The organism is Arthrobacter sp. zg-Y919 (genome assembly GCF_030142045.1).
Taxonomy (GTDB): domain Bacteria; phylum Actinomycetota; class Actinomycetes; order Actinomycetales; family Micrococcaceae; genus Arthrobacter_B.
In genome coordinates this window covers 2,000,965-2,015,257 of record NZ_CP126242.1, presented here as the reverse complement: position 1 = coordinate 2,015,257, position 14,293 = coordinate 2,000,965, and the positions used below count along the sequence as shown (strand labels likewise).

General features: G+C 66.1%; 12 protein-coding genes. 6 read left to right on the top strand and 6 right to left on the bottom strand.

What is annotated here, in order from left to right:
* Positions 1–39 precede the first annotated feature (39 nt).
* From ilvC to metG, 3 genes are all read left to right on the top strand, one after another.
* Complete coding sequence (gene ilvC / locus QNO10_RS09475) at positions 40–1,065, top strand: ketol-acid reductoisomerase (RefSeq protein WP_229950813.1); 1,026 nt, start codon at positions 40–42, stop codon at positions 1,063–1,065.
* A gap of 162 nt (positions 1,066–1,227) precedes the next feature.
* Positions 1,228–2,823 carry a phosphoglycerate dehydrogenase gene (serA, locus tag QNO10_RS09470; RefSeq protein WP_229950815.1) on the top strand — a complete coding sequence of 532 codons (1,596 nt, stop codon included), beginning with the start codon at positions 1,228–1,230 and terminating at the stop codon, positions 2,821–2,823.
* A 96-nt stretch (positions 2,824–2,919) separates the two neighbouring features.
* Positions 2,920–4,479 carry a methionine--tRNA ligase gene (metG, locus tag QNO10_RS09465; RefSeq protein WP_229950816.1) on the top strand — a complete coding sequence of 520 codons (1,560 nt, stop codon included), beginning with the start codon at positions 2,920–2,922 and terminating at the stop codon, positions 4,477–4,479.
* Positions 4,480–4,564: 85 nt separating this feature from the next.
* On the opposite strand, the gene QNO10_RS09460 is transcribed toward metG, so the two are convergent.
* The 6 genes from QNO10_RS09460 to QNO10_RS09435 form a co-directional block, all read right to left on the bottom strand.
* On the bottom strand, positions 4,565–5,062 hold the full coding sequence (locus tag QNO10_RS09460; RefSeq protein WP_229950817.1) for a hypothetical protein: 498 nt from the start codon (positions 5,060–5,062) through the stop codon (positions 4,565–4,567).
* Between the two features lie 110 nt (positions 5,063–5,172).
* Positions 5,173–7,689 carry an ABC transporter permease gene (locus tag QNO10_RS09455; protein WP_229950819.1) on the bottom strand — a complete coding sequence of 839 codons (2,517 nt, stop codon included), beginning with the start codon at positions 7,687–7,689 and terminating at the stop codon, positions 5,173–5,175.
* A 2-nt stretch (positions 7,690–7,691) separates the two neighbouring features.
* The gene (locus tag QNO10_RS09450) at positions 7,692–8,462 is read right to left on the bottom strand and encodes an ABC transporter ATP-binding protein (RefSeq protein WP_229950821.1); all 771 of its coding nucleotides are present in this window, start codon (positions 8,460–8,462) and stop codon (positions 7,692–7,694) included.
* A 68-nt stretch (positions 8,463–8,530) separates the two neighbouring features.
* A complete protein-coding gene (locus tag QNO10_RS09445) occupies positions 8,531–8,845 on the bottom strand; it encodes an MmcQ/YjbR family DNA-binding protein (protein WP_229950823.1) in 315 nt (104 codons plus the stop codon).
* A gap of 4 nt (positions 8,846–8,849) precedes the next feature.
* Complete coding sequence (locus tag QNO10_RS09440; protein WP_229950825.1) at positions 8,850–9,569, bottom strand: response regulator; 720 nt, start codon at positions 9,567–9,569, stop codon at positions 8,850–8,852.
* Between the two features lie 5 nt (positions 9,570–9,574).
* Positions 9,575–10,780, bottom strand: coding sequence for a sensor histidine kinase (locus QNO10_RS09435; RefSeq protein ID WP_229950827.1), 1,206 nt, complete (start codon positions 10,778–10,780; stop codon positions 9,575–9,577).
* A 183-nt stretch (positions 10,781–10,963) separates the two neighbouring features.
* Here QNO10_RS09435 and QNO10_RS09430 point away from each other — a divergent pair, with 183 nt between their 5' ends.
* From QNO10_RS09430 to QNO10_RS09420, 3 genes are all read left to right on the top strand, one after another.
* Entirely contained in the window at positions 10,964–12,028 is a 1,065-nt protein-coding gene (locus tag QNO10_RS09430) for a 3-isopropylmalate dehydrogenase (RefSeq protein WP_229950830.1), read from the top strand.
* A gap of 61 nt (positions 12,029–12,089) precedes the next feature.
* The gene (locus QNO10_RS09425) at positions 12,090–13,196 is read left to right on the top strand and encodes a branched-chain amino acid aminotransferase (RefSeq protein ID WP_229950832.1); all 1,107 of its coding nucleotides are present in this window, start codon (positions 12,090–12,092) and stop codon (positions 13,194–13,196) included.
* A gap of 6 nt (positions 13,197–13,202) precedes the next feature.
* Complete coding sequence (locus QNO10_RS09420; RefSeq protein ID WP_229950834.1) at positions 13,203–13,997, top strand: MBL fold metallo-hydrolase; 795 nt, start codon at positions 13,203–13,205, stop codon at positions 13,995–13,997.
* The last annotated feature ends 296 nt before the right edge of the window (positions 13,998–14,293 follow it).

The following is a 14,293-nucleotide window of genomic DNA, read 5'->3' as shown; positions in this document are numbered from 1 at the left end:
CAGACCCTTAGCCTCAGAAACCAGTAGGAGATAACCAAAGTGACTGACATGTACTACGACGACGACGCCGACCTGTCCATCATCCAGGGCCGCACCGTCGCGGTCATCGGCTATGGAAGCCAGGGCCACGCCCACGCCCTCAGCCTGCGCGACTCCGGCGTGGACGTCCGCGTCGGCCTCAAGGAAGGTTCGGCTTCCCGCGCCAAGGCCGAAGCCGAAGGCCTGCGGGTCCTCAACGTGGCGGACGCCGTAGCCGAAGCCGACCTGATCATGGTGCTCACCCCGGACCAGGTCCAGCGCTTTGTCTACGCGGAGGACATCGCTCCGAACCTGCAGGCCGGCGACGCTCTGTTCTTCGGCCACGGCTTCAACATCCGCTACGGCTACATCCAGCCGCCGGCCGACGTCGACGTCGCGCTCGTGGCACCCAAGGGTCCCGGACACATTGTGCGCCGCGAATTCGAAGCCGGCCGCGGCGTCCCGGACCTGATCGCCGTCGAGCAGAACCCCTCCGGAACCGCCAAGGAACTGGCCCTGTCCTACGCCAAGGCCATCGGCGGCACCCGTGCCGGCGTCATCGAGACCACCTTCACCGAAGAGACCGAAACGGACCTCTTCGGCGAGCAGGCGGTACTCTGCGGCGGCGCGTCGCAGCTGATCCAGTACGGCTTCGAAACCCTGACCGAAGCCGGCTACCAGCCGGAGGTCGCCTACTTCGAGGTGCTGCACGAACTGAAGCTGATCGTGGACCTGATGGTCGAAGGCGGCATCGCCAAGCAGCGCTGGAGCGTCTCGGACACCGCCGAATACGGCGACTACGTCTCCGGCCCGCGCGTCATCGACGAGCACGTGAAGGAAAACATGAAGGCCGTCCTGGCCGACATCCAGAACGGTGCCTTCGCCAAGCGCTTCATCGATGACCAGGACGCCGGCGCCCCGGAGTTCAAGGCACTGCGGAAGAAGGGCGAGGAGCACCCCATCGAATCCACCGGCCGGGAACTGCGCAAGCTCTTCTCCTGGATCAAAAACGACGACGATTACACCGAAGGCTCCGTGGCCCGCTAGTAATCTCCGGCGCCGATACGTCTTCTGCCGCTGCCTGCGCGATAGGCTCGAAAGGCACGTAACGGCAAGGAGGCCGGACCCGCAACGGGTCCGGCCTCCTGCACGAAAAGCCCCAGTCAACTGTCCTGCGTAAAGAAATAGTCCAGTGTAAAGAGGTCACCGGTGTCTGCCACCAAACCAGTCGTACTCCTTGCGGAGGAACTCTCGCCCGCCACCGTCGAGGCCCTGGGCCCCGATTTCGACATCCGCACGACCGACGGCGCCGACCGCTCCCAGCTCCTGTCCGCAATTGCCGACGTCGACGCCATCCTCGTGCGCTCCGCCACGCAGGTGGATGCCGAGGCGATTGCCGCCGCCAGGAACCTCAAGGTGATTGCCCGGGCCGGCGTGGGTCTGGACAACGTGGACATTAAAGCCGCCACCCAGGCCGGCGTGATGGTGGTCAACGCGCCGACGTCGAACATCATCTCCGCAGCGGAACTGACCGTGGGGCACATCCTGTCCCTGGCCCGGAACATCCCGCAGGCCAGCGCCGCCCTGAAGAACGGCGAATGGAAGCGCTCGAAGTACAGCGGTACGGAACTGTTCGAAAAGAAGATCGGCATCATCGGCCTGGGCCGCATCGGCGCCCTGGTGGCCGCCCGGATGCAGGGCTTCGGCACCGAGATCCTCGCCTATGACCCGTACGTCACCTCGGCCCGCGCCGCACAGCTGAATGTCCGGCTGGTGTCCCTGGACGAACTGCTGGCGGAGTCGGACTTCGTGACCATCCATATGCCGAAGACCCCGGAAACCCTGGGGATGCTCGGAGCCGATGCCTTCGCGAAGATGAAGGACACCGCCTACGTGGTGAACGTGGCCCGCGGCGGGCTCGTGGACGAAGCCGCCCTGTACGAGGCGCTGCAGGCAGGGACGATTGCCGGCGCCGGCGTCGACGTGTTTGTGAAGGAACCCAGCACCGACCTGCCCTTCTTCGCCCTGGATAACGTGGTGGTCACCCCGCACCTGGGCGCGTCCACCGCCGAAGCCCAGGAAAAGGCCGGCATCTCCGTGGCCAAGTCCGTCCGCCTGGCCCTCGCCGGCGAGCTGGTGCCCGACGCCGTGAACGTGGCCGGCGGCATCATTGCCGAGGACGTCCGTCCCGGCATCCCGCTGATCGAAAAGCTGGGCCGGATCTTCACCGCCCTGGCGCACGACTCCGTGACCGCCATCGACATCGAGGTGGCCGGCGAGATTGCGGCCCTGGATGTGAAGGCGCTGGAACTGGCAGCACTGAAGGGGATCTTCACGGACATCGTGTCCGAGCAGGTCTCCTACGTGAACGCCCCGGTCCTGGCCGAACAGCGCGGCATCGAGGTGCGGCTGCTCACCACGCCGGACGTCGACGACTACCGCAACCTGCTCACCATCCGGGGTGCCCTGTCCGACGGGACACGGCTGGAAGTTGCCGGCACCCTGACCGGTCCCAAACAGATCCAGAAGCTCGTGGGCGTGAACGGCTACGACCTGGAAATCCCCATCAGCGAACACCTCATTGTGCTGATTTACCAGGACCGTCCCGGCGTCATCGGCGCACTCGGCCGGGTCCTGGGGGAAAAGGACATCAATATTGCCGGCATGCAGGTGGCCCGCAACTCCGAGGGCGGCCAGGCGCTGTCCCTGCTGACCGTGGACTCCTCCGTGCCGCAGGATGTGCTGGAGGCCCTGAAGCTCGAAATCGGCGCCTCCGTGGCCCGGGAAGTGGACCTGCAGGACTAGCAGCAGGCATCCAGCAGTCCGGCGCCGGTTCCGCCTCCGCGGGGCCGGCGCCGCTGCAGTGCGACACCGGCGGGCAAAACAGGGTAATTTTCTTATGTGACTTCTTCCGATTCCCAGACCCCGTTCTACATCACCACGGCCATCTCCTACCCCAACGGCGAACCCCACATTGGGCACGCCTACGAGCACATCGCCACAGACGCCATGGCCCGCTTCAAGCGCCTGGACGGCTACGACGTGTTCTTTATGACGGGTACGGACGAGCACGGGCTGAAGATGCAGCAGTCCGCGGATAAGGAAGGCGTGACCGCCAAGGAACTCGCGGACCGCAACTCCGCCGCCTTCAAGCAGATGGAAGCGGACATGGGCACCTCCTATGACCGCTTCATCCGGACCACCGATGCGGACCACTACGCTGCCGCGCAGGCCATCTGGAAGCGGATGGAGGAGAACGGAGACATTTACCTCTCCAAGTACTCCGGCTGGTACTCCGTCCGGGACGAGGCCTACTACAACGAAGACGAAACCGAAGTCCGTGAGGACGGTGTCCGCTACTCCAAGGAGACAGACACCGAGGTGACCTGGACCGAAGAGGAAAGCTACTTCTTCCGGCTCTCGGCCTACCAGGACCGGCTGCTGGCCCTCTACGAGTCGCAGCCGGACTTCGCCGCGCCGCGCTCGCGGTTCAACGAAGTCATCAGCTTCGTCAAGGGCGGCCTGGAAGACCTCTCCATTTCCCGCACCACCTTCGACTGGGGTGTCCCGGTGCCGGGCAACCCGGACCACGTGATGTACGTGTGGGTGGATGCGCTGACCAACTACCTCACCGGCGTCGGCTTCCCCGATACCGAAAGCGAAACCTTCAAGAAGTACTGGCCGGCCGATGTGCACGTGATCGGCAAGGACATCTCCCGCTTCCACGCCATCTTCTGGCCCGCGTTCCTGATGTCCGCGAAGCTGGAACTGCCGAAACGCATCATGATCCACGGCTTCCTGCACAACAAGGGCGTCAAGATGTCCAAGTCCCTGGGCAACGTGGTGGCACCGAAGGCCTGGGCCGACCAGTACGGGCTGGACTCGGTCCGGTTCTTCCTGCTGCGCGAAGTGCCCTTTGGCGCGGACGGCTCCTACAACCACGACGCCGTCGTCGGCCGGATGAACTCCGACCTCGCCAACAACCTGGGCAACCTGGCCCAGCGTTCCCTGTCCATGGTGGCGAAGAACTGCGGCGCGGCCGTGCCGCAGCCGGGCGCCTTCACCCCCGAGGACACGGCACTGCTGGAAGCCGCCGGGAACCTGCTGCGGATTTCCCGCGAGGCGTACGACGTCCAGGATTTCCACGGCGCCCTGGAAGCCACCTGGAAGGTCCTCGGCGACACCAACGCATACTTCGCCGACCAGGCGCCCTGGGTGCTGCGGAAGACCGACGTCGAGCGTATGAACACGGTGCTCTACGTGACCCTGGAGGTCCTGCGGATCGTCGCGATCCTGATCCAGCCGGTGATGCCTCAGAGCGCGGCGAAGCTGCTCACCGTCCTGGGCCAGCCCGACGGCGATGCCCGCCTGTTCGGCGCCATCGGCACTCCGTTGGTGCCGGGCACGGAGCTGCCGGCTCCGGCGCCCATCTTCCCGAAGTACGAAGAACCGGCCGAATAGGGCCCCGCCCAACGGATCTCAAAACAAAAAACACCCCCGGCGGATTGCCGGGGGTGTTTTTGGATCCTGCGCAGGTGGATTCGGCTCAGCCGAGGAACCGCTGCGCGGCCGTCTGTTCCATCACCCCGGCCACGTCTTCCTGCTGACGGCGGGCGGTTTCGGCGAGTTCCTGCAGGCGGGCCGTGTTGAACCGGTGGTCCGTGGCGGAAAGCACCAACAGGGTCCGCCACAGGGATTCCTTCATCCGCACCAGCGACTGCAGGGATTCCAGTTCCAGCTGTCCCGTGGCGCCGCCGCCGGTGCTGAGCGGATTCAGCGGACCCAGCTTGCCTGCCGCGGCACCCACCATGGCGGCAGCCGCCTTCACCTTGCTGCGCGAATAGCCCAGTGCATGGATCAGGGATTCCAGTTCGTCGCGTTCATCGGAAATCTCCTCCACGAGCCGCGCGAAGGTCTCCTCATAGGGGGATCCCTCCCAGGTGCGCTGCGCGGCGGTGAAAAGGCGGACGCCCGTCTCTGCTCCGACCAGATGGTCGTCCAGATAGGCGGCCAGTGATTCGTGTTCCGTCTGGGACTGCTGCATGTGCTCTCCTCACGTCGTCGGGACGCATCTCGTGTGCCGGCTGAAGTCAGCCTGCTTAGTAATTCATCCTGATCAGTATCCTTGCAGATCGGCGCCCGGACCGCGAGGAGCTAGTCCGCTGCCAGCCCGGCGACGGGGGAGAGCCGGGCCGCGCGGCGTGCCGGAAGCACCGAGGCACCGAGTCCGGCCAGGAGCGCTACGGCCAGGACCGCGAGCAGCTGCAGCCAGGGCAGCGACGGCGCCACAGTGGTAAATGAACCCAGCGCCGACTGCGCTCCCAGCCAGCCGTAGAGCGAGCCCAGGACACTGCCCATCAGGGCCGCGACGCCGGCAATCAGCACAGCTTCCAACGCGAGCATGCCGCGCAGCTGGCCCCGGGTGAGACCGAGGGCGCGCAGCAGGGAGGATTCCCTGGTGCGTTCCAACACGGAGAGGGAGAGGGTGTTGGCCACGCCCACGAGGGCAATCACCACCGCGACTCCCAGCAACCCGGTGACCACCATCAGCAGGACATTGATGACCTGTTCGAAAGCACCCCGCTCAATGGCCGAGCCGGAGACAGCGTAGTCGTCCACGTCCAGGGCTTCCGCCACATCGGTGCGCAGATCGATCAACGCGTTGGTGGCGAGACCTTCCGCTACGGACAGCCACATCTGCGGCAGCGGCTGGTTAGGGTCGTCGAGTGGCGGACCGCCGAGGGATTCGGCGGTGGAGGTGCTGATGAGCGGCAGCATGTTGCTGCTGTCGGAGACGACCACATCCAGTTCCACGCTGGAGTCGGCTCCCCGCACCGTAAGGGTTTTGGCGTCAATGCCTTCCGGCATCAGGATGGTGTTCCCCTCAGGCACCAGTGAGGAATCCCGTAGGACCTTCGCCGCGTCGGAAGGATCCACAGCGTAGACAGCAAACGGTCCGCCGCGGAGCTGGGCCACGCCGCCAACGGGCAGCAGAACGGCCTCCTGCACGCCGTCCACGGCGAGTGCCGCTTCGACATCTGCGGAGGTGAATGGGGAGGCCGCGTCGGCGGTACCGCCAACCGCCGTCCCGCCGCTGACGGCGATGTCCACCGGGTACTCGGCGGTCAGCACGTCGTCCAGGGAGGTCCGGACGGTTGCAGCGCCGGTCATCATCATGGTGACCAGGGTGACGCCGATCAACAATGCCGCAGAGGTCGCAGAGGTGCGCTGCGGGTTCCGGACGGCGTTCACCGCCGCCAGTTTGCCCGGCACACCCAGTGGTGCGGCAATCCTGCCAACAGTGCGCACCAGGGAGGGGACAAACAAGGTGGCACACATGAGCACACCCACGAAACTGAGTATGCCGCCGGGCAAAGCGATGATGAGGTCCGATCTGACGGCACCGATGCCCAGCAGTGCGCTGCCGACCGCCAGCAGCACCAGTCCAATGCCGAGCCGGACGCGTCCGCGGCGGGTGCCGGCACGGATGTCCTCGGCAGGACGCAGGGCTGCAAGCGGCGCAACGGCCGTTGCGGCCCGGGCCGGAACCAACGACGCCAGCACGGTCAGCAGGATGCCGGTTACCAGCCCGGCAACAACCGAGAGTGGGGAGACGGACAGCGTCGCGAAACCGCTGTCGGGCAGGGTCCGCAGGTACGCGATGGTCCCTCCAACCAGCCCGACGGCGGCCAGCACCCCGGCGGCGGACGCAACGATTCCAATGATCAGCGCCTCCACGATGACCGAACGCCGGATCTGGGACCGGGCCGCACCGATGCACCGCAGCAACGCCAGCTCGCGGGTGCGCTGGGCCACCAGTACCGAGAAGGTATTGGAGACCACCAATGCGCACACCAACAGCGCCACGGCGGCAAAGGCCATGAGGATGGTGGTGAGGATATTGTTCCCGCCGGTGAAGGAAGCGACCATGTCATCGGTCTGCTCCTGTGGGGTGCGGACGTCGATGCCCGCCAGACCGCTGAGGTCTTCTTGCAGGGCTGTGCGGACATCCTCGACGGCGGCGCCGTCGGCCACTGCCACCTGGATGCTCCTCAAACCCGCCTCTGGTTCGGCAAACCTGGCAACCGTTGCGCCGGTGGAGTACAGCTGCGGGGTTCCCCGGACCTGGGGATCGCCGGAAGTGGAGACCAGCGCCGTCACGGTGAGCTGGGCTGTCGCCGGCGCAGCGTCGGCCAGGCTCGCTGTGATGCCCAGTACCGATCCCTCCATCAGGTCATAGCGCTCGGCGGTGTCCCGGTCCACGGCTACCTCGGAGTCGGAGGTGGGCAGCGTTCCCTGCAGTACTTCCACGGGGAAAAGTTCCGCGGAGTCTGAGGTGTTGCCCAGTTGGGCGAACACGGAGCCCCGGTCCTGGCTGAAAGTGACGAAGGACTGCTGGGCGGCGTAGATCTCTTCCACTCCGGGGGTGTCCCGGACTCCGGCGGCGGTGTCCTCATCGAGCACGGCGGCGTCATCGACGTACATGTCGCGGGTGATGAGCAGGTCGGCGTTCCGGTACGCCCCGCCGACGCTCTGCGTCAGTGACGCCTTGGATGAGGAATTGATAATGAGGGTGGCGGTGAGGAAGCCGACGGCGATCAGCACCGCCAGGGAAACGGCGATGAACCGCCGGGCATTCAGGCGCACCTGCGCCAGGGCTACCTGCAGCATGCTTATGCCCCCAGCTTGGTGAGGGCGGCGAGCACGGACTCGGGGGTCGGCTGCGTCAGTTCCCCAACGAGCTCGCCGTCGTTCATCAGCACCACCCGGTCCGCGTAGGAAGCGGCCACGGGGTCATGCGTGACCACGATGATGCTCTGGCCGAACTCCTTGGTGGAGCGGCGCAGGAGCGAGAGGACCTCTGCACCGGACTTGGAGTCCAGGTTGCCGGTGGGTTCGTCGCCGAAGAGGACATGCGGCCGGGTCAGCAGGGCGCGGGCAACGGCCACGCGCTGCTGCTGTCCGCCGGAAAGTTCGTGCGGGCGGTGCCGCAGCCGGTCCCGCAGCCCGAGGGTCTCCGTTATGAAGTCCAGCCATTCACGGTCCACAGTGCCATTGGCCAGGGCCACCGGCAGGGTAATGTTCTGTTCCGCGGTCAGCGTGGGCACGAGGTTGAAGGCCTGGAACACAAAGCCGATGCTGTCGCGGCGCAGGCGGGTGAGGTCGGCGTCGTTCAAACCGGTGATTTCCGTACCGCCGATCCAGATACGCCCCGAGCCGGCGGTGTCGAGGCCCGCGAGGCAGTGCATCAAGGTGGACTTGCCGGAGCCGGAGGGGCCCATAATGGCGGTGAACGTACCGGTTTCGAAGCTGACGTCCACGTCCTTCAGGGCGTGGACGCGGGTGTCCCCGGTTCCGTACGTCTTATTCAGGAGCTGGGCTGCTGCGGCGAGACGCGGTTTTCCGGAGCCGGGCGCAGGGGAATGCTGTGCAAGTGATGTCATACCGCCAGCGTATGGACCAGCCGGGTGCCGTCACATCGGAGGGCAGGTGGGTCCTGTTCCTCCGTGTCTCATACCGTGGGTGGAAGGGGGCCGGCCAGCCGGTAGGACTCGCGGAGCAGCTCGGACAGTTCATCCGGGGGCAGACGCTCCAGCCGGGCCAGCAGGAGCAACGGGGACCGGTCGTGATGCGGCGTCCAATAGAACACGTCCGGCGATATCGCTGCCAGCGCCCCGCGTTCGGCGCTCTTCACGGTCAGGACATCTTCCTCCCACATCCGCGCCATCAGGGTACGGGCGAACCAGGCCGGCTGCTTCCAGCTGAGGCGCTCGTTCACGCCGGGGAGGGAGAGACAGATGGAGCGAACGTCGTCGACCGTGGCCATGTCCCTAGGGTGCGACAATTCCCGTCTCGTAGGCAATAACCACTGCCTGTACCCGGTCCCGCGCCTCAAGCTTGGCCAGGATGTGTCCCACATGGGTTTTTACCGTGGCCTCGGACAGGTACAGTTTTGCGGCAATTTCCGGGTTGGACAGGCCCTGCGCAATCAGGGTGAAGACCTCGTGTTCGCGCGGGGTCAGGGAAGCGACGGCGGCGGCATGCCGGCTGCCGGGAGCGCCGGCCGTGCGCAGCAGGGGAGCGACGTGGTCCAGCAGGCGGCGCGTGGTGGACGGAGCGATGACCGCGTCCCCGCGGTAGACCGTCCGAATGGCCTCGAGGAGTTCCTCGGGCGGGGCGTCCTTGAGCAGGAAACCGCTGGCTCCGGCCTGGATGGCGGAGAGCGCGTATTCGTCCAGGTCGAAGGTGGTCAGGACCACGACCTTCGGTCCGGCGCTGCTGGCTCCTCCGTCCAGCATCCGGGATGTGGCCTCGATGCCGTCCATGCCGGGCATCCGCACGTCCATGAGCACGACGTCGGCGGATACCGCTGCCAGCGCGGCGAGGGCCTCGCGTCCGTTACCGGCCTCGGCAACAACCGTGAGGTCCGGCTGGGAATTGATCAGCATCCGGAAACCGCCGCGCACGAGCTGCTGGTCATCCACCAGGAGCACCCGGATGGGTTCGGTGGGTGAGGGGTCGGACGCTGCCGTCCAGGGGGAATCCGGCACTGTGCCTAGGCCTCCGTGTAGGGGATGAATGCTTCAACGCGGAATCCTCCGCCGGCCGCAGGGGCGGCCGTCAACGTTCCATCGTAGAGCGAGAGCCGTTCGTCCATGCCCTTGATGCCCTGCCCCGCGCCGTCGTCGTGCAGGGCTGACGCCGCGCCCAGGCCGTTATCGAGGACACCGAGTTTCAGTCCCGCCGGAGTCCATTGCAGCGTGACCTCGGCGCTCGCCTCCGGTCCCGCATGCTTGAGTACGTTGGTCAGGGATTCCTGTACCACCCGGTAAGCGGTCAGCTCGGCACCGGGCGGCAGGGGGCGGCGGGGTGTTCCCGTGATGCTGAGCGCGGTTTCCAGGCCGCTGCGCTTGACCGTCCCCAGGAGCTCCTCGACGTCGGCCAGGGAGGGGAGGGGGCGGGTCGAGGCGGCCTCGTCGCCGCGGAGCACCCCGAGCAGGCGGCGCATCTCCCGCAGGGAACCGCGGCCCGTTTCCGCAATGACGCCCAGCGTCTTCGGCGCGACTTCCGGGTCCTTCGCGCTCGCATACCGGGCGCCGTCGGCCTGGGTGATGATCACGGAGAGTGAGTGCGCCACGATGTCGTGCATTTCGCGGGCAATGTGGCTGCGTTCATCGGCCGCTGCGAGTTCACGTTCCTGTTGGCGTTCTACTTCGAGACGATGGGCACGGTCCTGCAGTGCCCGCAGGGCGAGGCGGCGGGTGCGGGTCAGATCGCCGAACATCCACGCCACCAGCAGCACTGCTTCCAGGGCGACCCATGCAGGCGCATCGCTCGTCAGCGCGATGTCCAGCGAATATCCGGACTCCATGGACGGTATAACCGAGTACTGCATGATGAAGAGGACGCCGCCGACTGAGGCGAGGATGAGACCGCCCACACTGGCCCAGCGCGGGGCAAAGGCGGCCAGAGAGTACACAGTGGCAAACACAAAGAGGTCCGCCGGCAGGGCGGTGACCGGTACGAGGAACAGCTGGAGGATGCAGGCGGCAGCCTGGACCGCGGCAGCGGCCACCGGACGGCGCCGCCGCCACGCCAGCGCCATGCAGATCGCCGCGGAGAGGGCGAACTCGACAAACTGACCTCCCCTCATCAGCAGGAAGGGCAGGGCGAACAGGAGCGTGGCAGCCACGGCCAGCCAGAAATCCACTTTCCCGGGGTTCGCCTGGATCCAGGCATAGAATCTTCGATGCACGAGCATGGATACCAACTGTAGGGGGCCGAAGGCTGGCTCCGCGTCATACTGCGGGGTGAACTCCAGCTGCCCCGGGTGGCAACTGTCCCCGGTGCCTACTTTGTCCCCGCGTGTCCACCGTGGTCCCCGGGTGTCCACCATGCGGCCCGCGTTGCCCGGCTGGCGGTCCGGCTCCCTAGGATGGGCAGCATGAGCGATGAAACACCCCGGACCATTTCCCTGGCCGTCATCCCCGGAGACGGAATCGGCCCTGAAGTTACCGCGGAAGCCGTGAAGGTGCTGCTGGCGGTCACCAGCGGCAGCCCAGTCACCGTTGACCTGACTGAGTATCCGCTGGGGGCGGAGCACTGGCTCCGCACCGGGGAGACCCTTCCGGAACAGACCCTGGAAGCCCTCAAGGGGCATGACGCCATTCTGTTCGGCGCAGTAGGCGCGGCACCGGGTGACACGCTCGTCCCCTCCGGGCTGATCGAACGCGACCTGCTGCTGAAGCTGCGGTTCAGCCTGGACCACTACGTCAACCTGCGTCCGTCCCGGCTGTACCCCGGGGTGGACAGTCCCCTCGCGGCACCCGGAGACGTGGATTTCATCGTGGTCCGGGAAGGCACCGAGGGGCCATACGCCGGAAACGGGGGAGTGCTGCGCGAGGGCACCCCGCAGGAAATCGCCACCGAGGTATCGCTGAACACCGCCTACGGTGTGGAACGCGTGGTCCGCGATGCCTTCCACCGTGCCGCAGCCCGGCCACGCCGGCACGTGACCCTGGTCCACAAACACAACGTCCTGGTGAACGCCGGCCGGCTGTGGAAGCGCACCGTGGAAAAAGTGGCGCAGGAGTTCCCCGACGTGACCCACGACTACCTGCACGTGGACGCCGCCACCATCTTTATGGTGAGCGATCCGTCACGTTTCGACGTGATTGTCACTGACAACCTGTTCGGTGACATCATCACCGACCTCGCGGCCGCGATCACCGGCGGGATCGGCCTCGCCGCCTCCGGCAACATCAACATGGACCGCACCTACCCCTCCATGTTCGAGCCGGTCCACGGGTCCGCACCCGATATTGCGGGGCAGCAAAAGGCCGATCCGACGGCAGCCATCCTTTCCGCCGCGCTCCTGCTGCAGCACCTGGGCTTCAGCGAAGAAGCCGGCCGCGTGGAACGGGCAGTGGAAAAGGACCTTGCGGGCCGGGACGGAAACCGGCGTTCCACTGCAGAGGTGGGCAATGCCATCGCCGCCGCGGTGTCATAAGCTCGTGGGTAGCCAATAAGTAGTCATAGAACGGGTTTTTGCCGTTCACAGTGGAGGAATCATGACCGTCAGCGCACTGGAATTTTCCCAGGAGCTTTCCACCAGTCCCAAGTCCGCCGCCGAGCGGGCCGCCATCCTGGCGAATCCCGGTTTCGGCGACTACTTCACCGACCACACCGCCGTCATTGACTGGAAGGCGGGGGAGTCGGGGGAGCAGGAATGGCAGAACGCCCGCATCGAGCCCTACGGCCCCATTTCGATTGACCCGGCCGCCGGCGTACTGCACTACGGCCAGGAGATTTTCGAGGGACTGAAGGTCTACCGCCACGCGGATGGATCGGTGGTGAGTTTCCGTCCGGAAGCCAACGCCGCCCGTCTGAACCTTTCCGCCCGCCGGCTTGCCCTGCCGGAGCTGCCCGAGGAACTGTTCCTGGAGTCCATCCGCCAGCTGGTGGCCCTGGATAAGGAATGGATTCCGGACGGAGAAGGTGCCGCCCTGTACCTGCGGCCGTTCATGATTGCCACTGAACCCTTCCTCGGTGTGCGTCCCGCCCGCGAGGTCTCCTACCGCGTCATTGCTTCCCCGGCCGGAAACTACTTCGGCGGGGAACTGAAACCGGTCTCCATCTGGCTCTCCACCAAGTACGCCCGTGCAGGCCGCGGCGGCACCGGTGAAGCCAAGTGCGGCGGCAACTACGCGGCGTCGCTGATTGCCCAGATGGAAGGCGAAGCGAACGGCTGCAAGCAGGTCCTGTTCCTGGACGAGTTCAATGACAACGCCGTTGAAGAGCTGGGCGGCATGAACGTGTTCTTCGTCTTCAAGGACGGCCGCCTGGTGACTCCCGCCCTGTCCGGCACCATCCTGCACGGCATCACCCGCTCGTCGGTGCTGCAGCTGGGCCGCGACCGGGGCATGGACGTCCAGGAACGCAAGATCACCCTGGACGAATGGCGCGAAGGCATTGCTTCCGGCGATATCACGGAGGTCTTCGCCTGCGGCACGGCCGCCGTCATCACTCCGATCGGCCAGCTCAAGTCCGAGGACGAGGTGATTGGCTCTGCCGATGCCAAGCCGGGCGAAGTGACCATGTCCATCCGCGAGCAGCTGCTCGGCATCCAGACCGGCACCGTGGAGGATACCCACGGCTGGCTGACCCGCCTGGCCTAGGTGCCCATGTCCACCACCTACCTTCCGGACTCCGGACTGGTCCGCAGCAGCGACCTGACCCGCGTACGCCTCGCGCCGAACCCGGGACCCATGTCGCTGGACGGGACCAACAGCTACGTTGTGGCTGCTCCCGGTTCCGAAAGCACAGTGGTGGTGGACCCGGGTCCACAGGATGAGGGGCACCTGCGGGCCCTGGCGGAAGCCGGCACGGTCGAGCTGGTGCTTATTACCCACCGGCACGCCGACCACACGGAGGCAAGCCGGCGCTTCGCCGAACTGACCGGCGCTCCCGTGCGGGCATTCGATCCCGCCTTCTGTGTGGCAGGAAGCCCGTTGACGGCGGATGAAGAGATTTCCGCTGCCGGCGTGGACATCCGGGTGCTGGCAGCGCCCGGCCACACTTCGGATTCGGTCTGCTTTTTGCTTCCCGACGACGGCGCCAACGGCTCCGTCCTGACGGGGGACACCATTCTGGGCCGGGGCACCACAGTGCTGGACTTCCCGGACGGAACCCTCGACGATTACCTGCGGACGTTGGATATGCTCTCCGGACTTGGGCCGGCAGTGGTGCTGCCCGGGCACGGACCGGTCCAGCCGGATCTCAGTTCACTCGTCCTGACCTACCGCGACCACCGTGAAGAGCGACTGGAGCAGATCCGGTCTGCCTTGCATGAGGCCGGACCGGACGCCGGGGCAGGAGTCATAGCCGATCTGGTCTACTCAGATGTGCCGGCGAATGTCCGCCGGGCCGCGGAACTGTCGGTGGCCGCGCAGCTGGCTTATCTCCGCGGCGAGGGTTAACCCGGACATCGGAGCAGCCGGCACCGGGCCGGACAGTGACGAGGACAACCCTCCAGGGGCTTGCATCGAGCACACGGGGGAGTCCTAAAATAAAGCTATCGGCCGCCGGACCGGGACTCCTCAAAGGGCCCGGAGGTTGTGCGGCGGATCACCTCGATCCGGTTTGCAAGGACCGGAGCCGGTGTGTAAAGTTGCATGAGTCGCCGCGGCCGGGACGCTGGAAAAGCGCCCGAGCATGGCGGCCAAACCCCATCACAAAACAGAGTCCAACCAGTGCGCCCTTCACGGGGACGGTG